Genomic DNA, 20,820 nt, shown 5'->3' on the forward strand with positions numbered 1-20,820 from the left:
CGTGATGGTCCTCGAGGATTCGGTAGAAGGTTGACTCGAAGGATCACGCGGTGGCCGCGCCTACGTCCGACGTACACGCCGGTGACGATCTCGGCGACCGCGCTACACCACTATCGGGGACTCAACTACGACGAGCGGTCAGCCCCGCTTGCCCGCCCGCCCGCTTGACACGAGCAGACCGTTACTCAGGATTGCTCGCCACTCCGCGCTGCGGGATGACCGAGCCCGGGATGGCGGCCAGTCCCAGGAGTCAGAGCAAGAGTACGGCGGTTCGCATCGAGGTGAGCGTGCGCCAGATCCACCTGGGCTGACGGTGACCCGAGCGGCCCGACCGGGCCGAGGGTGTCCTGCGTTCATGAGCCCCTGTCGGTAGCCAACTACTATCTAGAATCGTAGGTGGTGGATCGCAGTCGCCGAGCGGCGCCCCCTGCCAGGCCAACGAAGGCGAGGGCCACGGCTGCGCGTCCGGGCCACGGCCCCCATCGCACTGCGGGCGTGAAGGTGCGGGCGAGTGGGACTTCCACGACCGCACTGGCGGTCCCTCTGATAGCCAACCTGGCGATCACCTTCCCGTCGGGACCGATGGCTCCCGAGACGCCGTTGACGGAAGCGACCACCACCGCACGGCCGGACTCAATGGCCCGAACGCGGCTGATGTCCCACTGCTGCTCCAGCTGCGTGGTGCCCAGGAACATCGCATTGCTCGTCTGGACGGTAACCAGCGATGCGCCCCGACGTACCTGTGGAGCAATGACGTCGTCGTAGGCCACATCGAAGCACAGCGCGTCGGCGACGGGGATGCCAGCCACGTCGAGGGGCGCACCTACCGTGCCCGCGACCATGTCGCGAGGGATCTCGGTCAGACGGTTCGAGAACCGAGTCGCAAGACTTCGCCACGGCACGTACTCACCGAATGGCACCAGGTGGCGTTTGGTGTAGCGCTGACCTGGTGCGCCACTGGATGACCAGACGATGCCTTGGTTGCGGGCGCCATCCGCGCCCGGCCCGTCCGTGACGGACCCGGCCAGAAGCGGTACACCCGTCGCGCGCGCGGTCTCCCGGATCGCGCGATTGGCTCGCTCGTCCGTCACCGGGTCCACGGCCGTCGCGTTCTCCGGCCAGAGCACGAAGTCAGGTGCAGGTTGGCCAGAGGCGTCACGTCGCGCGAACAGAGCCAACGTCTCGCGGGCGTGGTTGTCAGTGACCTCGCGGTGGTAGTCCACCAGCCGGTTGCCGGCACCGGGAACTCCGCCTTGCACGATTGCCACGCGCGCGTTGTCGTCGGTCCGAGGCTGCTTCGCGGCCATGGTGGCCGGCGCCATCGATGCGGCCGCCACGAGCCCTGCCACCCCGAGGGGCGCGGCGCGTGGGCCGCGAGACACGACCAGACGCCCGGTCGCGGCGCCTACCAGGGCCAGGACAAAGGTGGTGATGGTCACCCCGCCCCACTGCAACCACCCCTGCCACACGGTGTCCAGTGCGGAGAATCCGAGACGCCCCCACGGCAACCCTCCCAATGGCCACGCTGAACGCAACACCTCCACCGCCGTCCACAGAACGGCCGTCCACCACGCCACCCCTGGCAAGGAACGCACGGTCGCGATAGCGCTGCCCAGCAAGGCGAACCAGCCAGCCTGCACAGCAACCAGCGCCAGCCATGCGCCAGGGCTGATCGAACCCGAGAGCCACCAGAGCAGCGGGCCAAGGAAGCCGAGGCCGAAAGCGGCTCCGGCCAGGGCTCCGGCCCGCCACGTGCCCGACCAGGCCACCGCGCTGAATACGGCTACTGCGGGGATCGACAGCGCCGGCAGGTCCACAGGCTGGTAGGCGCCCGCAAGGAGAGCGCCCGACCCCAGGGCGAGGAGCGGCCGCACGGCGGTCCGGCCGGGTTCCGCGCCGCTCACCGTCCGTCCCGGTCGTCGGCCTCTTCGAGCACCGACTCGAGCAATGCCCTCAGGGTTGCGGCCGTCACTGCGCCGATGACACGAGCAGCAACCCGTCGCTCAGGGTCAACCACGACGGTCATCGGGACGGCGGCGGTGGTGAGCAGCCCGCCGAACGCGAGCGACACCCGGGGGGAGTCCGACGTGGTCACGCTGTCGTACGAGATCTTGAACCGTCTCTCGAAGGCGAGGGCAGCGGCGTCGTTGTCGCGCACGTTGAGACCCAGGAACTCGACGCCGCGATCGTCGTACTGCTGGGAAACCTCGCGAAGGACGGGTGCCTCGACGCGACAGGGGCCGCACCAGGAACCCCAGACGTTGACGACTGTGACCACACCGTCGAGGCGCGAGGAGCTGACCTCCGAACCGTCAAGGAGGACGGCCTCGAAGTCGTCGACCACGACACGGTCGGGCTCTGCGATTTCGACGATCGCGGGATCGGGAGACCCGGTCCGGTCGGTCGCCTCGCCGCCTGAGCAACCGGCGAGTGCACCAGCGATCACCACCACACCCACCAGGGTCACGAGAAGGCCGGGCGTTGCTCGTCGCGTCACGGCACCAGCTCGCCGGTCGATCCACGAGCTTCGACCGCATGTGCCCGCCGAGTGGCAATGGAGAAGGCCACAGCCGCAGCGACAAACACGGCGATGCTGGTCCACACGTTGAGGCGGACCCCGAGGACATGGTTGACGGTGTCGATGCGCAGGTATTCGATCCAACTGCGTGCGGCGGTGTAGCCCATGACGTACACCGCGAAGAGCTGTCCGCCGGTCATCCGGAACCGTCCTCCGACCCAGATCAGCAGTCCGGCCAGTCCGAGATTCCACATTGACTCGTACAGGAAGGTCGGGTGGAACGTCGTCTGTGCTTCGTAGCCGACCGGACGATGCTCGGGGTCTATGCGAAGACCCCACGGCAGGTCCGTGGGTCTACCGAACAGCTCCTGGTTGAACCAGTTTCCCCAGCGCCCAATGGCCTGGGCGAGCGGGATGGCGGGTGCGAGCGCCCACGCCAGCTCGGAGAAGGAGATGCCCGCGCGGCGTGCTCCGATCCACGCACCCACGGCACCCAGAGCGATTGCCCCCCAGATGCCCAGGCCTCCGCGCCAGACAGCAAAGGCGTTCCACGGGTTCTGTCCGTCAGCGAAGTACAGCTGGGGGTCGGTGATGACGTGGTAGAGGCGACCACCGACGATGCCGAAGGGAATGGCCCACAGGGAGACGTCCGAGACTGCGCCCGGCTCGCCTCCTCGTGATACCCAGCGACGCTCGGCGAGCCAGATGGCAGCGATGATGCCGATGATGATGCAGAGCGCGTACGCGCGCAGGGGCAGAGGACCGAGGTACCAGACGCCTTGCGCAGGACTTGGCAACGACAGAGGAAGCACCTGGGGCCCTCAGATCCTCGGGTTGGGGTCCAGGGCGATGGCACCTGCCACGGCGAGAACGGCCGCCATCGGGTAGCCCACCAGGAGATCCTGCCAGCCCATCGACAAGGGGAGTGGCTGGAACCCGCCATGGGCGACCACGTGCTGGACCGCGATGACCCCAGCAAGCACGAACAACGACCACGAAAGCACCCGCCGTCGCGTCCAGTTCGACAACTGTCTGTCGGCCGCGCTCTTCTGCGCTCGCCACCTCATACGTGCCATCTTGGTCCTATCCTCGGCGTCTCCTAGGGAGGATAGTAGATGGACGTCAAAGGGCGCGGACGATCCCGGTCGATTCAGAATTCTGGCGGTCGTGCTGATGCGTGTTGTCGCGGGGACTGGCTAACCGATGAGGCACATGCCTTCCCACGCCATCGCAACGACAGGCGCGGCGACCAGGGCGAGTGGCACGACGACGAGCCCTGCGATGGTCACACCGGCGACAACCGCGCGGCGTCGCGGCAAGCCGGCCTTCTGATCGGTCAGGCGTACGAGGCGGGTCTCGACGTCACTGGCGCTCGCGGCGAGCGTCCCCGACGGAGCAGGAATGCGGGCGAGGTGGAGGAGCGCCGACCGCAGAGGTGCGACTCCGACGCGCTTCCGAGCGGAGTCATCGGCGGAAAGCTCTGCGAAGAGCCGTACGTGTGGCAACGCGGTTCGGAACGCAGGGAAGAAGGGCGCGAGCGTCCCGAAAGTGATGCGACAGATCATGAGGGCCGCGTGGTGGCGCTGGCGCAGGTGAGCTGCCTCATGGGCGAGGACGGCATCGAGCTCGCACGGGTCGAGTGAGTCCAGGAGCGCACTTGTCACGACAACTCGGTGCCGCCGACCGCCGATGCAGAACGCATAAGGAGCGTGATGGTCAAGAACGAGCACCCCAGGAACGATGCCGGCGTGGCCAACCAGGTCGAGCATGGCGACGCGAGCCCGACGCTCGTTTGCATCCTGACGCCAGATCGAGAGGGTGCACCACAGGGTACGCGTCGCCAGGATGCTCAGGCTGGCCAGCCCGAGGGTCGCAACAACCGTGCCCCCGGGAGAGGCGTAACCGTGCTTGAGGTTTTCGACGCACACGTTGAAGAGCTGCGCCAGGTCGCCGCGAACATGCTGGAAACCGATCGCCAGAGCGGCGCCGGCGGCGGCGATGCTCAACAGCACCGAAGTCGCCAGCGCCTGCCACGCTGCGATCGCCAACCGTGGGGCTCGTGCGGTCCATCGTGCCTGAGTCAGCGCCGAAACTCCCCATGTACCCGCGGTTACTGCGAAGGCAACGAGGACCAGAGCGCTAGTCACCGATGGCCCGTTTCAAGCGCTCGACCTCGGCGGGCGACATCCGGTCCAGGAATCGCAACAGGGTGACCGAGCTGTCCCCACTGTCGCTGAGAAGCTCATGCATGAGATCCGCGGTGTGTTCCGCTCGACCTTTGGTCGGTCGGTAGAGGTAGGCGCGCCCCGCCTTGTCCCTGGCCAGGAAGCCCTTGCGGTGCAAGTTGTCCAGGACGGTGAGCACTGTGGTGTAGGCCAGTGGCGGCTCGCGATCCATGCGTTCCAGGACGTCGCGGACCGCTAAGGGTCGGTCGGCGGACCAGACATGCTCCATGACGACGGCTTCGAGTTCGCCCAGTGGACGCATACCGACCCCTCCTACGTGTAAGACCTCAGGTGAGGAGATCCCATTCCCCGTTCACAGACGTGTAGAGCTGCGCGCGTTCGCCAGACAGTACCGCCACGACGAGCTCGCCGTCCGAAGTGTAGGTGGCAGCGCTGGCCCCAGCGGGTACTTCGAGCAGTGTCCAGGTGGCTCCGCTGTCGTTGCTGGACTCAGACCCATCCATGCCAATCGTCACCATCCGCTGGCCGGAGGCGTCGACAGCTGCCGCCATCGAGCCCGAGGACGTGCCCATCGACGCCCACGTGGCACCGCCGTCGGTGGTCTTCACCACGCCAGATTGCATGGACGGGGCAACGGCCACGTCGGGGTTGGACGGATCGACCCATATGGTCCCCATGAAGTCCAGGCCGGCGGCGCTGGCCGACTCGAAGGTCGTTCCGCCGTCATCCGACACGACGACACCGAACTCCGGTGACGTGACGTACACGCGCTCGCCGACTGCTCCGACCGCGTGGACGTCGCTCCCGGGGAGGTCCTGGACCACATCGAACGTCGACCCGTTGTCGAGAGAGCGATAGAGCCCACCATGAGCGCCGGCCAGAAGCGACGCGCCTGCCTGCGCCCACGCCATGACGTCTTTGTCGTCCAGGGCATCGATCTGCGTCCACGCGCCGCTCGTTGCACGGTAACCGGCACCGTTGTGGCCGGCGGCAAACAGCCGATCGCCCACCTCGCCCACGGCGTGGAGGTCACCGCCGACGCGGGGCCCGTCCTCCGCTGCGCTCCCACGCGTCGCGAGCGTGCCCACAACGATCACGACCACGGTAACTGCCAGCAGGGGGTAGACGAGCCGGCGCGCCTTGGCGGACAGGCCAAGTACGCGATCACGCGGCTGAGTGGGCATGAGGCACGTCCTTCACTGCCTCCGGGTTTCGAAAGACGGAGGCTATCGGTCTAGTATCAACTACTAACGATAGTAGATGGGTGATGCTGTGGCTGGGCGCGCGAGGTCGTCAAGGGGGCCCATGGTGGCGGTGATCGTGGTCGGCCTGGTGTCGCTCGCGCTGTGGCAGGCCAGTCAGCTCAGCGGTGCGTCTTCGCGAGCAGGTTCCCCGAGCTTCGGGACGGGCACGACGCTCTATCCCGGTGAACGAGGAATCCCGCTGCCGAAGCTCGAGGGGCCGACCCTGGGGGAGGACACCACTCTCTCCGTGGCCGATCAGCTCGGACATGTCCTGGTCATCAATGTGTGGGGATCGTGGTGCGGCCCCTGTCGAGCCGAGGCCCCGGACTTGGCCGCGATCTCGCAGGAGACGGCGCGGCGGGGCGTGCGTTTCCTGGGCATCGACGTGCGCGACGAGCCGGCTGCCGCGATCAAGTTCGAGCGCACCTACGGGATCACCTATCCCAGCTTCGACGACCGGGACGGATCTCTGCTCGCCAAATTCAACGGAATAGTTCCGGTCAGCGCGGTTCCGTCGACGCTGGTGGTCGACGAAGCCGGCGTGGTCCGCGCACGGGTGATCGGTCGTGTCGATCGATCCACGTTGCGCTCGTTGATCGCGGACACGGAGAAGATCCAGTGACTCTCGCGTCTCTCGGAGAGGCTGTCGCCTACGGTCCGCTGCTGCTTGCCATTCCGATCGCAATGGTGGCGGGGCTCGTCTCCTTCGCAAGCCCGTGCTGCCTTCCCCTCGTCCCGGGCTACCTCGCCTACGTCAGCGGAGCATCAGGTGCCGACGTGGCAGCAGGGTCCGGCAGGCAAGGACGCTCGCTCACGATCATCGGCTCAGTGATGTTCGTGCTCGGATTCTCGGCCGTGTTCACCAGCTACGGGACGCTGTTCGGCGCCGCTGGCTCGACCTTGATCCAGTACCAGGACGCGATCGTGCGCGCGTTGGGGGTCGTCACGATCATGCTTGGGCTCGTCTTCGCCGGTGTGCTCGGCTTCATCCCCGGGACAGCTCGGACGTTTCGCCTTGGCTATCAACCTCAGGTGGGGATCGCGGGTGCGCCGCTGCTAGGGGTGATGTTCGGTATCGGCTGGACTCCGTGCATCGGGCCGACGCTGGCGGCCGTGCTGTCGCTCGCCACCACGAGTGGAACGGCAGGACGGGGCGCGCTGTTGTCCTTTGCCTACAGCCTGGGACTTGGCGTCCCGTTCGTGCTCGCCGCCTTCGGTGTCTCTCACGTCTTCAGGGCCTTCGCGTTCGCCCGCCGACATGCCGCAGTTGTCACGCGGGGGGGGCGGTGCGCTCTTGGTCCTGCTCGGGATCTTGCAGGTGACCGGAGTGTGGGGAGACTGGTTGGCCAGGATGAGCACTCTCATCGGCACCTGGCAAGTCCCGCTGTGAATGCCCCGGGGTGCGCGGGCTGCACCGGACCCGAGATGTCGCTCGCCCGCGTCGTTGAGCGTCGGCGAGGTGGGGCTCATGATCGCCCCGGTTGCTGACTTCGACCAGATGTTCTTGCCATGATGATCGAGCACCACTGCAGAGCCGTAGAGATGGCCAAGGCGGAGCAACAGGCTGGGCACTATCCCGACGCCGTCGCTCTCGCCGGGGACACCGAGACTGCGCAGACCAAGGAGATCGCCACAATGCAAGGGCTGTTCGACTGATGCCCGTCATGTCGTCCATCGAGCGCGCATTTTGCCGGAGCGGTCCGTGGCGGTGGGTAGCGGAGCGCTACGTGCTTTCGTGGGCATTGGACGGCGTTCGACCCACGGGCCGCGTTCTCGAGATCGGTGGCGGGAGCGGTGCAATGGCCCAAGCCATGGCGCGCGGGTTCCCGGAGGCAACGATCATCGTCACCGACGTGGATGACGTCATGGTGAGGTCCGCCTCGCAGCTGCTGCGTGGGATGTCCAACGTGAGAGTCGAACGCGCTGATGTGACGGGCCTTCCGTACGACTCGGCGTCGTTCGACGTTGTGACGTCATACCTCATGCTTCACCACGTCATAGACTGGGAGAAGGCCCTGGTGGAGGCCGCTCGGACGCTCCGGCAAGGTGGCCTGCTTGTCGGCTACGACCTCACCAGCACAGCGCTCGCTCGGCTCGTGCACCGGCTTGACGGCTCACCGCACCGAATCATCTCGCCAGTCGAGCTGACGCAGGGTTTGGATGCTGCCGGCTTGAAGGACGTGGCGGTGCGCGTTTCGGCGCAGGGCCACGTGATGCGCTTCAGCGCAGCGAAGTAGGACCCTCAGTCACGACACCGTCCCAATCCAGGTGAAGAGGCTGCCGACTTCGGTAGACGGCCGTTCAACCCTCCAGAAGGCGGAGGGCTGATCAAGAGCCGAGCACGTCCGAACCTCCGTCGAGCTAGAGAAGGCCCTTCGCCGCGAAGACGGTGAATGGATCAACCGGATCGCCGCCGCCGGGCCGGACCTCCAGATGGAGGTGGGAGCCGGTCACGTTGCCGGTCGAGCCGATCGTCCCGATCTGTTCTCCGCCACGCACCGCTTCGCCCAGGCCGACAAAGACCGCGCTCTGGTGGCCGTACCAGATTTCGGTGCCGTCCTCGAGCGTGACGACCGTCTTGTTGCCGTAGGAGCCGTCGTACCCGACCGCGGTGACCGTACCGTTGGCCACTGAGTAGATCGGATCGCCCTCATCGCCGTTGAAGTCGAGACCGGTGTGGAGGTTCGCCCATAATCCAGAGTCGCCGAAGCGAGCTGTGAGGGCGACGTAGGCGGTGGGCAATGTCCACTGATCGCGCTCAATCCTCGCCGATTGCGCAGCGGCTTGGATGGCGTACGTCTTCAAGGTCCTTGCACGCTCGAGGGACTGCTGCTCGGCAGCAGCGAGCAACGAGTTTGAGGCTGGAGCGTCGCCGCGGAGGCGACGTGAGCTGCGACTCACGACGGGCCGACGCCCGGTCGGGGCAGCCGGCATGTCGGTGGAAGGTTCTGGGCCCGCGGCGTCGAATGTCGAGTGGCCAGTCGGCGCGACATCGGCGTCTATCCCGTAGAGGACACCCACTGAAGAGGCGGTGAGAGCTATGACACCCATTGCCGCAGGGCGGAGGGCGAGACTGAGGAATCGGTAGCCCGTGCGAGATGCTCGCGGGGGAGTGGATCGCCGCCTGCCGGCGGTCGGTGTGATCGCACGGTGTCGGTTCGCCTGTGGCGCCGGCGCCTTCGCCGGTCGCCTGCGACTTCCCCGATGGCTACCCATGCAGCTGGTCCGATGCTCGTGCAGGCATGACTTCCTTGGGGTAGACGACAGGTCCCCGTGTTGATGCTCCCGCTGTTCGGGTCACGCCCATGGCTGGGCGTGACCGCGAACCACCGGAGGCTTGTCCCCGAAGAACTACTATTCAACATAGTTGCCAGCGTCTTAGCAAGTCGCATGAATGGTCCGATGCTGGCCGGTTCCGCGGCTCGGTCCGGCTTGGGCCGCGATCGACTAGGGCGTCGTAGTCCGGGCCGGGCGCTCGTAGGGCACGGATGGGTAGCCGGTGTCGAAGTGCATGTAGTCGGGGACCTTGATGTTCTGCCAGATCCAGCCCTCGGCCTCAAACAGTCGCACTACCTCGTCGCCCGGAAGGATCTTGCCGGGGCCTGGCGTACGGGCGCTGTTGCGCTTGCCCGGCACCCAGCAGTCACAGCGCAGGTCCATCCACGGGTTCTGCACCGGGTTGATGTCGACGGCCCTGCCGTTCGCGTGGGGTGATTCCAGGGGCGGGGCGTTGATCTGGTCCAACCGCCGGCAGTTGTACGCCGAGGTGTTGTTTGCTCTCAGGCTTGCGTTTGTGTCCCCGCCGAACGACTCCACGCCGGTCATCGAGGCGATGGGGAACCGTGCGTCAAAGAGGGCCGTGAAGATGCGCACGAAGGACCGTGCCGTGTCCCGGTTCACGATCAGGTGCCCGCGCTGCGCGGTGCCGTCGAAGTCGATGAAGCCGATGTCGATGCGTCGCAGCTGGCCCCGCCGCTGGACCGGACACCCTGGTCGCACCATCCCCACCGAAACCATTGCGTCCCATTGGTCGGGGGGCACCGGGCTGATGGTCGGATCTGCGCTCGGCTGTACCGGTTCGGCGGCGGTCTCGTCCGGAGAGCCTTGAACGGTCGGGGCATCCGGTTCGACATCTGTGCGCTGCGCAGAACCCGTACAGGCAGCAGTCAGAGCAACGACGAGAAGGAGGGCTGCGACCACCCGCGCCCTCATCGAACCGCGGTTACGTCGAGGTCGTACAATTCGATGCGCCTGCCGTCAAAAGTGTCTCGTTCGCGGGTGAGCTTCCATCCCAGCTGCCGATACAACTCCCCGGCCCCTGCTGTGCCGGCGCGGGTGGCCACCGAGACGGTCTGTGCCCCTGAATTCTGTGCCCGTTCTACGAATTGCAGGATCATTGAGGTGCCTAGGCCGAGCCCACGGGCCTCGGCCCTTACGGCCACATGCGAGAGCACGGCTATGGCTTCCGAACCATTACCGTTCGCTCCCGCGCGGCTCCGCAACGCGGTGAGTCGCACCGAGATTCGCCTGCGCACAAGACCGGCTGCCATGCGCGGCCGTCGTGCGAGTGCGGCGGTGGCGTGCCATGCGAGGCGGCGGGAGTGGAACTTGCGCACCAGGCGACGATGCTCCCGAACGTCCAGGATGCCGACCAGGTAGCCCACTCGTGAACCTTCCGCCACGGTGACCACCGCTTCCGCGTGCGGCCCGTCGAGGAAGGTTCGGTAGTACTCGGTGAGGAAGCGGCGCCCCATCTGGCCGAACACGTTGTCAGGAAAGTGTGCGAGGTGCTCGTCAACGACGAACTCGAGATCGGCCAGGCCCATACGTCTGATCAGTACCTGGCTGGCGGGGAGGGCGGTTGAGGCGCTCATTCCTCTACGTTACGACGCAATGTAGAAATAATGTAGACGCCTCGCCGTTACACGGACGTGCCTGCGTCCAGCATGGGATGTGTTGGCGTGTCCACGACGCGTGGTACAAGAAGGTATGCGATCTTTCGGGGACCTCGAAGCCAGGATCATGGACGCCATCTGGCGCGCCGATGAGCCACTCACTGTCCAACAGGTCGTCGACGCATTGGCCGCCGCACATCACGAAGTGGCGTACACCACCGCCATCACCGTCATCGAGCGCCTCAGGGCGAAGGGATGGCTTGATCGCGAACGCAAGGGGCGGTCATTCCTTTACGGAGCAACCCGCGACGAGGCTCAGTACACCGCCTGGCTCATGGAGCAGGCTCTCGACACCACCTCCGACCGCTCGGCTGCGCTGCTCATGTTCACCGGGACTTTGAACGAGGCCGAGGTTGAGGCGCTCCGGACCGCTCTGCACGGGATGGACGAATCGAACCGAGGTAGCCTATGAGTCTCGTCATCGCTGCCGCGCTCCTGGTGCTTCTGCTGGCAGCCGGTCTGGGTGGAGACCGCTTTCTCGCGTCCGTCGAGTGGGCAGTGCGGCATCCGGGGCTTGCCCTTCGCGCCTGGATGGGACTCGCTCTCACGTGCTATCTCGCCGTCCCCGCTGCCCTGCTCGTCCTCGCGCACGACGTCCTTGAGCGCGCCCTCATGTGGGCCTTGCACGCGGACAAGGAACAACTCCACAGTCAGTACGCCAGTGGTGCAGTCAGTGTTGCTTGGAACGGAACCGCCCTCGTGGCAGTGGGTCTGGCGACGGTGGTCATGGGCGTAGTGGTGACGGAACAAGCACGAGTGGTTCGCGACCGGCGGGCCCTGCGCGGCGCACCGACGGCGCGAGAGATTGACCACGCCGGCTGCTCGGGTGCGCCGCTCTTGGTGGTGCCTGGTCCGCGCCCGGCGGCGTGGTGCTGTCCGGGGCGTTACCGCGCGGTGTATGTCACTGAGAGTGCTGCGACTTCACTACCCGGCGCTGCTCTTGATGCGCTCATTGCACACGAGTCCGCTCATCTGGAGCGCCGCCATCACCGCTACATCTTTGGCGCAGACGTCGCTGGCAGGCTGGCAGTCCGTGTTGGTTTGCTGCGTAACATGCGTGCGCAGGTCCGACTCCTCGTCGAGCTCGAGGCCGACGACGTGGCCGTGGGTAGGCACGGTCGAAAGGCCGTCATGCGAGCGCTGCTCGCAGTGTCGAGCCCGGGTGGGTCGGTCCCCGTTCCGCGCGGTGCCATCCTGTTGATGGCGGGATCTGTTGGGCCGCGCGTGCACCGGCTGGTTTTCGATCCGCTGGTGGGTGAGCGTCAACTCGCGTGGTGGCAGCGCCAGCTCGCGCAGTCGCTGGTCGTCACGATGGCTGCGTCGCCGGTCGTCGCATTGCTGCTGCCAGGCCTGCTTGTGGCCGGGACGGCGCACTGACCCACGTCGTCGGGATCGGGGGGCGGGCGCCGGATCCGGGGGAAAATCGGGCGCCCGCCCGGTGACTACTATGCATCATAGTCTCAATCTATGCACCCTCGGACTCGGCGGTTCTCCAGGGAACGGCTCGCGCACCCGTTCGACCCGGCTGATGGCCTGCGCGTGCGTGCGCGCAGTGTTCGAGTCCGATGGTGAAACGATGAGAGGCGGTCGTGTCACCGGATTTCAACGCGTGAGCGCGAGGCGGAGGGCGGGACCAGGTCGGTGCCCGCGTAGCGCACGATCAACGGCTCGGTGCCGGGCCTGAGATTCCGGACGACCAGTCGTGCGAGCCCGTCGATGAGCTGGCCCTCAACGGTTCGGTTGCCGACCGTGACGGTGATGCCGCCCGTCGGGGCGGGCACTCCGGGTGCCTTCACCCTGACCTCCACCGCAACGCGCCCCCGGGCGGCTTCGGTGCGGACTCTCATGGTCGCGACACTGGTGACCGGGCCCGCCACCGGAACGGTCTCGGTGACGTCGCGGAAGTTGGTGTGGGTCAGCGTGACCTGGACAGACAGGCTGCGGCCGATGTCCTTCCGCCGGACGGTGTAGGCTTGGTTGGTCGCCTTGGCGATGGGCTTGCCGTCACGCAACCACGTGTAGGCCGCCGAGGCGTTGCTCGGCCGGACGTCGCCCGCCTTGGCAACGAGGACGCTTGCCAGGCGGGGTCGGCCCTGGATCGCGAAGGATCGTGTGACCCTGATGGCCTTGGCGAGGACGGGTTCGGTGTCCGGCGCTGATGCTGTGAGCTTGCGGTAGGCCTTCGCGCTGCCGGTGATGCGTGCACTGATGCGCCTGCCGATGTGGTCTCGGCCGAGCACGAGGGTCGTGCCTGTCGCTCCGTCGATCGGTACGCCGTCGGCGTACCACTGCGTGGTCGTCCTCGAGGGTTGCGGCGACCACGTGGCGTCGCTGAGCGTCAGGGTCTGGCCGACCTCCGGGGTGCCTTGGATGGTCGGCGGCGCGGTGGCTTGGAGGGTTCCGGGCGCCACCGGTGCGGTGGCGAGAGCCGCCCGGCCGGGGGTGTAGTTGTCTCGCTCAGCCGTGACCTCCGCGGTGAGGGTCTTGCCCTTGACCTCGGGGGTGGGCACGTAACCAGCGGTAGTGGCACCGGGGATGGCGACACCGTCGGCCAGCCAGCGGACGGTCACGCTCGTGGGGGTGGGAGTCCACGCCCCTACTCCGACCTCCAGCGCGGAGCCCACCGCGGGAGTGCCGGAGATAACGGGAGGTGTCGTGGGCTCGATCGCAGCATCATTGAAGTGGATGAAGCCGCTCGGCCAGCCGCCCCCGGTCTTGGTTATCCGGCGCCAGTGGAAGTCCCCGCCCCAATAGGCCTCCGAAACAATGATCTCGGTGTCAGAGACCACCTCTTCCACGTACGCGACGTGTCCGGCCGAACCTGCGGGAGTGACGTGGGGCTTGTACCAAGCCGCAGCACCGACGCGGGGGGTCTGGTCGGTGATCGACGCCATCTCGACTCCCCAGTTCGAGGCGTTGCCGCTGCCCTCCCAAGGGCGGGTATCGGGCATGCCGTTCCGGATGAGCCGGTACGCCACGTAATTGGTGCAGTTGTACCCCGTGAACATCCGCCAGTAAGACGTGGATGCAGCCGACCGGTATCCGCCATTCCCGTAGCCAGCGGCTTGGCAACTCGCGTAGCCGGTGCACAAGTATGTAGAGGTAGTCAGTCGAAACGCGCCGGCGGAGTTCGGCATCGCCAGCCCGAACAGAGCAACCAGCACGGTGAGCAAGCGTGCCGTTCGGCTGGCGCGCCATAGGGCGCTCCGCAGCGTCATCGGGCGGACTGGCGGCGTGTGTGACAGGAGTGACCACTGGTGCTGTTGTTCCACGATGGAAGATAGTAGAAGGCTCCTGTCAAGCGCGCCACGCTGATGGTAGAAGAACAATTGTGTAATTCGATTGGCGTTACCCCGCCTGTGGATCGGATAAGCAGGCGTGTGGCCGCGCTTGTGCCCCCCTCGGACTGGTCCCTGGGGCGTGCCCATCGCAGCGACGGGGGACGTTGCCAGTCGACACTCTCCCGCCCGCGGTCTGTCGTCCGAACCTTCATGGAACGTTGACCGGGACCGCATCAGCTCTCCACCGAGGCGTCGCAGTGTTGAACGTGAGGGAGCACAGGCGGCACGCCAGATGCCCCACATTCAGGAGGGAAGACGATGTTGGAGTTCCTCAGCAACAACTGGCTCTGGATCCTGCTCATCGGAGGCATGCTGTTCATGCATCTGGGCCACGGTGGCCACGGCGGAGGCGGCGGACAGTCCGGTCACACCGGCCACGGCGGTTGCGGGGGTCACCAGCACTCGGGTGACCACGACCAGGCCCCGGCCGATCAGACGCCCGGGCAACCTCACGAGCACCGGACGGACGACTCGTCGTCGCGGTGATCTGACCTGCGCCCGACGCGACGAGCCGTTCCGGGGAGTGGTTGATCTATCGCGACGTGGTGGGGACAGTCGTGCACTCCCAGGGTGCAGATCAGGCGGCACCGAAGCGACACGCAGCCAGGCAGTCCCGGGGCGTCGACCCACCGGCCGAACCCGGAGGACCACAGCACGGTGGCGATCTCTTGGAGTCGCCTCCACTGCACGATCGGAGTTAGCGCGGTGCTGATCGGCGACGTGCTTGACCGCCACGATGTCGTCACGACCTCCCACCCGTCGATTTCGTGTGAGAGAGGATGCCGCGCAGCTGGTCCATCACGGCCGCCGTCATCCGGCCGAGCGAGGCCGGCTCTGCGCCATCGACCGCGGGTGTCGAGCCGTGGAAGCGCGAGACGTCGCCGAGGGCGCCCCAGTCGGCGAAGTTCAGTAACGGAACGTGGTGGAGCGCGGTTACTTCGGCGTGGTTGACCGAGCCGGTCAGGACGGGATCGGTGGACCAGGCCAGGACGGGATACACGAGGAAGCCGCTGCGGGGCAGCGCCATGGGCTCCATGAGTCCGATCAGCTCCACGCTGTGGGGGTCGAGGCCGATCTCTTCGTGGGCCTCGCGGAGGGCGGCAGCCACCGGGCCGCTGTCACAGGCGTCCACTGCGCCGCCCGGAAACACGAGCTGGCTGGGGTAGTCGGTCAGGTCGGCTGCGCGCTCGGGGAGAAGCACACCCGGTCCGCTGGGTCCGCCGGTGAGCAGGACAAGGACCGCGGCGGGCCGGAGTTGGACGGTCTCTCCGGATCCAGAGGGATGTGCGCCCGGGATGTGGGTCCGTCGCTCGAGTGCGGCCAGCCAAGGGGGTCGCGAGCCCGGTGTGGGTGAACTGCTACGCGGAGCTGCGGCCGGCGGCATTCGTGTGGGACGAGTCCGGGGTAGCCACGTGATCGCCGCGGAACGCACTGTCAGAAGTGCAACGCCGGGGCCGGGGTCGGGGGTTTGCACCAGTCGGCTCTGCTGGCCCAGCCCGGGATGCCCGAACAGCGCCCGCGCCGGTCGTCCGGAAACGCCATGAGCCTCGTCGGCCCATTCGCCGGGGTTGTTCGCGACGGCGACCAGTGCCTGGCGGGTCCCGACCAGGTGGGCGACCGGGCCGCCGAAGGGCATCAGGGTCTCACTCATGGCGGGGACGAGAACAAGATTCGCGCCTGCTTCGGAGAGCGCGTTGACTGCCTGAGGGTTGAGCAGGTCGCGGCAGATCGCGAGGGTCAGGTGCCAGCCGTCGGCGGTGACGTAGACGCGCAGCTCGGGCCAGCCGTCGGGTTGGATGTCCTCGACCACTGGCCGATCGGCCGGCGAGTACTTGTCGTGGGTCAGCGGGTAGTCGTGGCCGCGGACCCACGCGATCGCGGTGTTGCGCCGCCGGCTGGACGCGTCGTCGACAGGAGTCTGTTGGTGGTAGCTGCCGGCGACCAGGACCCGGGGACCGTCGGGTCGTCGTACCCACTCGTGCAGTCCCTCGGCCAGCACCTCGGTGACGCTCAGCTCAGGAAGCACCACGATCGAGGCCCCGGCGCCCGTCGCCTGCTCGATCAGGTGGTCGATCTCGGTGCGTTGCCGACCCGCCTCGCGCGGGCGAACCGGGAAGGTGCGATCCGAGGTGCCACCGGTCAGGTTGAACTCCCTGAGGTCGCGGTTGGGGTGGCAGGTGGCGATCACGGTGTCCGCATTGACGGCCCCGGACAGGATGTCGAACAGGCTGTAGTCGAATACCACCCGGAACTGGACGACCCATTCACCCGCGAGACGGACATGGCGGGTCTCATCGAGTCGGTGGGCCAGCCGCCAGGGCGGTGAGGTGGAGCGCATCGCCGTCACCTGACGCAGGTCGGGGGTGTCGAGTGGCACCGGGTCCCCGACGGCGGGTTGGTACGGGCTGCGGCGACGAAACCAGGGGGCGAAGGTGTGGCCGTAGCGTTCGTCGATGAGCCCGGCGAGGGCTCGCGCGATGAGGACCGGCGGGATGCCGTCGGCCTGCTCCAGCGCAGCGACCAGCGCTTCCCGGACCGACGGCTCAAGAACGGTGGCCGTCCCTGGCGGCGGCAGCTTGTCGGCCACCTTGCTCACCAGCGCCATAACCACGCCCGCGCTGTGGGGATCACCCGATCGCTCCCACAGGACCCGGTGCTCGTCGCGACACAGGTGCAGAAGATGGGTCAGGGTGACGACCGGCTCGGTTTCGTGTGCGACCGCGGCCAGCATCGCAGCCATCCGGTCGGCCGGTACCGCCAGCTGAGCCACGCATGGCGCACACCCCTCACCTTCAGGTGCACATGACGCGTCCGGTAATCCAAGGAGGTCGCCCCCGACTTGTCCCTCCTTGTTTCCCTCCTGGTTCGACGTCCGCCCCAGTGTCGCGCCTGCGTTCACGCCACGCCTCCGATGCTGACCAGACCCATATTCCTGATGGTGGGAGATTCGGTGCGTCGCGTGACAGCGGCGAGGACCGCTGGTGCCAGCACGTCAGCGATCCGGGAGTAACCGGCCCCGGACGGGTGAAAGCGGTCGCGGCTCATCAGCTCGGAATTGGTCAGGAACTCGCGGCCCACCAGCCCCCTCACGTCCACAAGGTCAACACCACTTCCCGCGTCGAGGACCGCACGCACGTGAACTCTCCGGACCACGCCAGCTCGGAGCCGCAGGACCGCCCGCAGAACAGCCGGCACTGATCGCATGGCTCCGAACTCCGGCAAGCTGCTCATCACCACCGGCGCGCCGAGCTGGTGCAGTCGTGCCAGCAGATTGGCCGTGTCCTCGGCGAGCTGACGGGTCCGCGTCAGGTGCGTCACATCGTTCGCGCCGACAAGGAGGACGACTACATCGGGCAGTCCGAGTCCCGGCGTCAGCTGCTTGGTGAGCACGTCGTAGGTGCGCGCGCCGGGTTGAGCGTGGCTGACCACGTGCACGGGTCGACCCGTGCGCGCCGCCACCCGTTGCGCGATCTGGGCCGGCAAGGCTGCGGCTGGCTGTGTGACTCCGACCCCGGCCATGCCCGAGTCGCCGAGTGCCAGCAGCTCGAGGGGCTTGCCGTCGGCCAGGGTGGGGTCTGGCGGCGCAACAGTGAGGTCGATGGTCCCCGGATAGCTTGCTTGACTCCCGTAGCGCCGGCGCGCCTCGTGCAGCTGCAGCGCACTCACCGCAGCCGCTGCCGCGGCCATGCCTGCGAGGGAGAGCACGAAATTGCTGACGAGCACCGGACGAGGACCGGGCCGGCGTGCACCGCTGTGTTCATGGGGTGCGCACGCATGGAGGTGCTGGTCGCTCATGTGTCCACGGTCGCGCTGGCAGATGGCGGTTCTGGTGTGCTCAGGTCAAGTTCACATGAAGATCGTTGGTCCGCCGTCCTGGGCGCCAGCAGGCCCACGGATCAGGGTCTAGGGTCGAAGCGGATCCGGGAAATCTATCGATCGAGAAGGTGAGCGTCGATGACATCCGACCTCGACCGCGCGCGACCTGCAGCTGACCTGGTGGAGCGGCTGGCCCGTCCCGTCCCCAGTGAGGTGGCGTCGATGGACGCCTGGTGGCGTGCCAACAACTACCTGACCATCGGACAGATCTACCTCCTGGACAATCCGCTGCTGCGAGAACCGCTGACCTCTGACCACATCAAGCCCCGCTTGCTGGGCCATTGGGGCACCAGCCCCGGTCTGTCGTTCATCTACACCCCACGCTAGCCGTCTGATCCAGCACACGGGCCAGGAGATGGTCTACCTTGCCGGGCCCGGACACGGAGGCCCCGCGCTGGTCGCAGCCGGGTACCTCGAGGGCACCTACTCCGAGGTGTATCCCCGTGTCGGTCAGGACGAACGGGGCCTACGTCAGCTGTTCCGGCAGTTCTCGGCCCCGGGTGGGATCCCCAGCCACGTGTCGGTGACGACGCCAGGTTCGATCCACGAGGGCGGAGAGCTCGGTTACGTGCTCGTCCACGCCTTCGGCGCGGTGATGGACAACCCGGACCTCATCGCTCTGGCTGTGGTCGGTGACGGTGAGGCGGAGACCGCTCCTCTCGAGGGGTCGTGGAAGGGCATCTCGTTCCTCAACCCCGAGCGCGACGGCGCCGTACTCCCGATCCTGCACCTCAACGGCGCGAAGATCTCCGGACCGACGGTGCTGGCGCGCAAGGACCCGGGCGAGGTCCGCGCGTTGCTCACCGGGCACGGGTACGAGGTGATCGAGGTCGAGGGTGATGACCTGCCGGGGATGCACCACCGATTCGCCGCGGCCCTCGCCCATGCCTGGGGCAAGATCCGCGCGATCCAGGCAGCGGCGCGCGGCGGGGAGTGGGACGGATCCCGGCCGCGGTGGCCACTGATCATTCTGCGGACCCCGAAGGGATGGACCGGCCCCGAGAGCGTCGACGGCGTACGGGTGACCGGGACCTGGCGTTCTCACCAGGTTCCGTTGTCGGGTGTGAAGGGGAACGAGGAGCATCTGCGGGTGCTCGAGACCTGGCTGCGGTCCTACCGCCCCGAGGAGCTGTTCGACGACGACGGCGCCCCGACCGCAATCGTCCGGAGCGCCAACCCCGACGGTGCGCTGCGGATGAGCGCAAACCTCCACGCCAACGGGGGACTGTTGACCCGGGACCTCGACGTCCCCGATTTCCGCGACTACGCCATTGCCGTCTCGCACCCGGGTGCTGGCCGTGCCGAGTCCACCAGGAAGCTCGGCGAGCTGATGCGCGACCTGTACCGGGACAATCCCGACCGGTTCCGCCTGTTCTGCCCGGACGAGACCAACAGCAACCGGCTCGGTGCGGTCTTCGAGGCCTCCGACCGCGGCTTCGCCGAGCGAACCGATCCCGACGATGTCGGCATCTCTCGCAACGGACGCGTCATGGAAGTGCTCTCGGAGCACAACTGCCACGGCTGGCTCGAGGGGTACACGCTGACCGGGCGGCATGGCTGGTTCGCCACCTACGAAGCCTTCGCCATGGTCAGCGCCTCACAGACAGTTCAGCACGCCAAGTGGCTGGAAGAGGCCGAGAAGATACCGTGGCGTGCCAAGGTACCCAGCCTCAACATCCTGCTGACCTCCACGGCCTGGCGCAACGACCACAACGGCTTCAGCCACCAGGGCCCGGGACTGATCCAGAACGTCATCACCCAACGCGGCACCGTGGGGCGTGTCTACTTCCCACCCGACGCCAACTGTCTGCTGTCCGTGGCCGACCACTGCCTGCGGTCCCGCTCGTACCTGAACCTAGTCGTGATCGACAAACAACCGCAGCTGCAATGGCTGCCGATCGAGCAGGCCATCGACCACTGTGCCCGCGGTGCCGGCGTCTGGTCGTGGGCGGGCACCGACGACGGGAGCGCCGACCCCGACATCGTCCTGGCCTGCGCGGGCGACGTCGTCACCATGGAGACCGTCGCCGCCGCCGCGATCTTGCGAGAACACCTCCCGCACTTCCGCACCCGCGTCGTCAACGTGGTCGACCTCATGACGCTGACACGTCGAAAGGACCACCCACACGGGATGGACGAGACCCGTTTCAAGGAGCTGTTCACCGACCACGTGGACGTGGTCTTCGCCTTCCACGGATACCCCGGGGCCGTGCACCAGCTCGTCCACGGCCGTCCGGATGCCGACCGGTTCCGCGTCCGCGGCTTCATCGAGGAGGGCACCACCACGACACCCTTCGACATGGTCGTGCGCAACAGGGCATCGCGCTACCACCTCGTGATGGACGCCCTCAACAACGCCCGACGCACACCTCCGGGAGCCAGCGACCTCAAGGCATGGTGCCAGCAGAGACTGGCAGAGCACGAGACCTACGTCATAGAGCACCTCGAGGACATGCCCGACATCCGCGAGTGGGTCCTGGGCGACTGGGCAGACCAAGGCTGAGGCGCGCGCCGGAAGCGTCCAAGTGCGCGCATCGTGCGTGGTTGGGGTCGTCCGACTCTGCTGCGGACACGGTGGGTTGCGCCATGCTGAGGACCAAAGCACCCCGATGGTTGACCTGAGGAGATATTTCCGTGCCCATCTCACCGCGCCCTCCCAGTGAGCTGGCGACGGGCACCCACCGGCTTCACCCGGACCCT

21 protein-coding genes are annotated in these 20,820 nt (G+C 67.1%); 8 read left to right on the top strand and 13 right to left on the bottom strand.

Annotation, left to right across the window (positions count from 1 at the left end):
* Positions 1 to 380: 380 nt before the first annotated feature.
* The 7 genes from lnt to IE200_RS18950 form a co-directional block, all read right to left on the bottom strand.
* The gene (lnt, locus tag IE200_RS18925) at positions 381 to 1,904 is read right to left on the bottom strand and encodes an apolipoprotein N-acyltransferase (protein ID WP_191281049.1); all 1,524 of its coding nucleotides are present in this window, start codon (positions 1,902 to 1,904) and stop codon (positions 381 to 383) included.
* Entirely contained in the window at positions 1,901 to 2,452 is a 552-nt protein-coding gene (locus IE200_RS18930; protein WP_191281050.1) for a TlpA family protein disulfide reductase, read from the bottom strand. Before IE200_RS18930 ends, lnt begins: the two co-directional genes overlap by 4 nt.
* A gap of 41 nt (positions 2,453 to 2,493) precedes the next feature.
* A complete protein-coding gene (lgt, locus tag IE200_RS18935) occupies positions 2,494 to 3,330 on the bottom strand; it encodes a prolipoprotein diacylglyceryl transferase (RefSeq protein WP_191281051.1) in 837 nt (278 codons plus the stop codon).
* Between the two features lie 9 nt (positions 3,331 to 3,339).
* Entirely contained in the window at positions 3,340 to 3,594 is a 255-nt protein-coding gene (locus IE200_RS20920; RefSeq protein WP_229856817.1) for a hypothetical protein, read from the bottom strand.
* 120 nt (positions 3,595 to 3,714) lie between these two features.
* A complete protein-coding gene (locus tag IE200_RS18940) occupies positions 3,715 to 4,566 on the bottom strand; it encodes a M56 family metallopeptidase (RefSeq protein WP_191281052.1) in 852 nt (283 codons plus the stop codon).
* A 91-nt stretch (positions 4,567 to 4,657) separates the two neighbouring features.
* Entirely contained in the window at positions 4,658 to 5,005 is a 348-nt protein-coding gene (locus tag IE200_RS18945) for a BlaI/MecI/CopY family transcriptional regulator (RefSeq protein WP_191281053.1), read from the bottom strand.
* A 25-nt stretch (positions 5,006 to 5,030) separates the two neighbouring features.
* The gene (locus tag IE200_RS18950) at positions 5,031 to 5,888 is read right to left on the bottom strand and encodes a WD40/YVTN/BNR-like repeat-containing protein (RefSeq protein ID WP_191281054.1); all 858 of its coding nucleotides are present in this window, start codon (positions 5,886 to 5,888) and stop codon (positions 5,031 to 5,033) included.
* Between the two features lie 121 nt (positions 5,889 to 6,009).
* Between IE200_RS18950 and IE200_RS18955 the strand changes: the two genes are divergently transcribed.
* The 4 genes from IE200_RS18955 to IE200_RS18970 are packed head-to-tail and all read left to right on the top strand — an operon-like array spanning position 6,010 to position 8,185.
* Complete coding sequence (locus IE200_RS18955) at positions 6,010 to 6,570, top strand: TlpA family protein disulfide reductase (protein WP_191281055.1); 561 nt, start codon at positions 6,010 to 6,012, stop codon at positions 6,568 to 6,570.
* Positions 6,567 to 7,436 (top strand): cytochrome c biogenesis CcdA family protein, encoded by an 870-nt coding sequence (locus IE200_RS18960; protein WP_308433033.1) that lies wholly within the window; start codon positions 6,567 to 6,569, stop codon positions 7,434 to 7,436. Before IE200_RS18955 ends, IE200_RS18960 begins: the two co-directional genes overlap by 4 nt.
* A gap of 21 nt (positions 7,437 to 7,457) precedes the next feature.
* Entirely contained in the window at positions 7,458 to 7,604 is a 147-nt protein-coding gene (locus tag IE200_RS20925; protein ID WP_229856819.1) for a DUF305 domain-containing protein, read from the top strand.
* 8 nt (positions 7,605 to 7,612) lie between these two features.
* A complete protein-coding gene (locus tag IE200_RS18970; RefSeq protein ID WP_229856820.1) occupies positions 7,613 to 8,185 on the top strand; it encodes a class I SAM-dependent methyltransferase in 573 nt (190 codons plus the stop codon).
* A gap of 124 nt (positions 8,186 to 8,309) precedes the next feature.
* Here IE200_RS18970 and IE200_RS18975 read toward each other — a convergent pair whose 3' ends face one another.
* The 3 genes from IE200_RS18975 to IE200_RS18985 all read right to left on the bottom strand — a co-directional run bounded on the left by IE200_RS18975 (position 8,310) and on the right by IE200_RS18985 (position 10,822).
* A complete protein-coding gene (locus tag IE200_RS18975) occupies positions 8,310 to 8,798 on the bottom strand; it encodes a M23 family metallopeptidase (RefSeq protein ID WP_191281057.1) in 489 nt (162 codons plus the stop codon).
* Positions 8,799 to 9,395: 597 nt separating this feature from the next.
* Positions 9,396 to 10,148 carry a M15 family metallopeptidase gene (locus IE200_RS18980; protein ID WP_229856821.1) on the bottom strand — a complete coding sequence of 251 codons (753 nt, stop codon included), beginning with the start codon at positions 10,146 to 10,148 and terminating at the stop codon, positions 9,396 to 9,398.
* Positions 10,149 to 10,156: 8 nt separating this feature from the next.
* Positions 10,157 to 10,822: a GNAT family N-acetyltransferase gene (locus tag IE200_RS18985; protein ID WP_191281059.1), complete on the bottom strand. Its 666-nt coding sequence runs from the start codon at positions 10,820 to 10,822 to the stop codon at positions 10,157 to 10,159.
* A gap of 115 nt (positions 10,823 to 10,937) precedes the next feature.
* On the opposite strand from IE200_RS18985, the gene IE200_RS18990 reads away from it, so the two are divergent.
* Positions 10,938 to 11,315 carry a BlaI/MecI/CopY family transcriptional regulator gene (locus IE200_RS18990; protein WP_191281060.1) on the top strand — a complete coding sequence of 126 codons (378 nt, stop codon included), beginning with the start codon at positions 10,938 to 10,940 and terminating at the stop codon, positions 11,313 to 11,315.
* Positions 11,312 to 12,280 carry a M56 family metallopeptidase gene (locus IE200_RS18995; RefSeq protein WP_191281061.1) on the top strand — a complete coding sequence of 323 codons (969 nt, stop codon included), beginning with the start codon at positions 11,312 to 11,314 and terminating at the stop codon, positions 12,278 to 12,280. Before IE200_RS18990 ends, IE200_RS18995 begins: the two co-directional genes overlap by 4 nt.
* A 215-nt stretch (positions 12,281 to 12,495) precedes the next feature.
* Here IE200_RS18995 and IE200_RS19000 read toward each other — a convergent pair whose 3' ends face one another.
* The 3 genes from IE200_RS19000 to IE200_RS19010 form a co-directional block, all read right to left on the bottom strand.
* A complete protein-coding gene (locus IE200_RS19000; protein ID WP_191281062.1) occupies positions 12,496 to 14,175 on the bottom strand; it encodes a CHAP domain-containing protein in 1,680 nt (559 codons plus the stop codon).
* An 811-nt stretch (positions 14,176 to 14,986) separates the two neighbouring features.
* Entirely contained in the window at positions 14,987 to 16,984 is a 1,998-nt protein-coding gene (locus tag IE200_RS19005) for an NUDIX domain-containing protein (RefSeq protein WP_191281063.1), read from the bottom strand.
* Positions 16,985 to 17,139: 155 nt separating this feature from the next.
* Positions 17,140 to 18,039 (bottom strand): SGNH/GDSL hydrolase family protein, encoded by a 900-nt coding sequence (locus IE200_RS19010; RefSeq protein ID WP_191281064.1) that lies wholly within the window; start codon positions 18,037 to 18,039, stop codon positions 17,140 to 17,142.
* Between the two features lie 159 nt (positions 18,040 to 18,198).
* On the opposite strand from IE200_RS19010, the gene IE200_RS21075 reads away from it, so the two are divergent.
* Complete coding sequence (locus IE200_RS21075) at positions 18,199 to 18,447, top strand: phosphoketolase family protein (RefSeq protein ID WP_268245565.1); 249 nt, start codon at positions 18,199 to 18,201, stop codon at positions 18,445 to 18,447.
* 28 nt (positions 18,448 to 18,475) lie between these two features.
* Positions 18,476 to 20,623 carry a phosphoketolase family protein gene (locus tag IE200_RS19015; RefSeq protein WP_268245566.1) on the top strand — a complete coding sequence of 716 codons (2,148 nt, stop codon included), beginning with the start codon at positions 18,476 to 18,478 and terminating at the stop codon, positions 20,621 to 20,623.
* Positions 20,624 to 20,820: the final 197 nt, after the last annotated feature.

Origin of the sequence: Nocardioides flavus (ex Wang et al. 2016), assembly GCF_014653115.1 — a bacterium.
Taxonomy (GTDB): domain Bacteria; phylum Actinomycetota; class Actinomycetes; order Propionibacteriales; family Nocardioidaceae; genus Nocardioides; species Nocardioides flavus.

Coding starts and splice junctions, on each gene's coding strand:
- IE200_RS20920 (WP_229856817.1), bottom strand. CDS start 3,594: ATGGCACGTATGAGGTGGCGAGCGCAGAAGAGCGCGGCCGACAGACAG.
- IE200_RS18945 (WP_191281053.1), bottom strand. CDS start 5,005: ATGCGTCCACTGGGCGAACTCGAAGCCGTCGTCATGGAGCATGTCTGG.
- IE200_RS18950 (WP_191281054.1), bottom strand. CDS start 5,888: ATGCCCACTCAGCCGCGTGATCGCGTACTTGGCCTGTCCGCCAAGGCG.
- IE200_RS18955 (WP_191281055.1), top strand. CDS start 6,010: ATGGTGGCGGTGATCGTGGTCGGCCTGGTGTCGCTCGCGCTGTGGCAG.
- IE200_RS20925 (WP_229856819.1), top strand. CDS start 7,458: ATGATGATCGAGCACCACTGCAGAGCCGTAGAGATGGCCAAGGCGGAG.
- IE200_RS18970 (WP_229856820.1), top strand. CDS start 7,613: ATGTCGTCCATCGAGCGCGCATTTTGCCGGAGCGGTCCGTGGCGGTGG.
- IE200_RS18985 (WP_191281059.1), bottom strand. CDS start 10,822: ATGAGCGCCTCAACCGCCCTCCCCGCCAGCCAGGTACTGATCAGACGT.
- IE200_RS18990 (WP_191281060.1), top strand. CDS start 10,938: ATGCGATCTTTCGGGGACCTCGAAGCCAGGATCATGGACGCCATCTGG.
- IE200_RS18995 (WP_191281061.1), top strand. CDS start 11,312: ATGAGTCTCGTCATCGCTGCCGCGCTCCTGGTGCTTCTGCTGGCAGCC.
- IE200_RS19005 (WP_191281063.1), bottom strand. CDS start 16,984: ATGGCTGCGATGCTGGCCGCGGTCGCACACGAAACCGAGCCGGTCGTC.
- IE200_RS19010 (WP_191281064.1), bottom strand. CDS start 18,039: ATGAGCGACCAGCACCTCCATGCGTGCGCACCCCATGAACACAGCGGT.
- IE200_RS21075 (WP_268245565.1), top strand. CDS start 18,199: ATGACATCCGACCTCGACCGCGCGCGACCTGCAGCTGACCTGGTGGAG.
- IE200_RS19015 (WP_268245566.1), top strand. CDS start 18,476: ATGGTCTACCTTGCCGGGCCCGGACACGGAGGCCCCGCGCTGGTCGCA.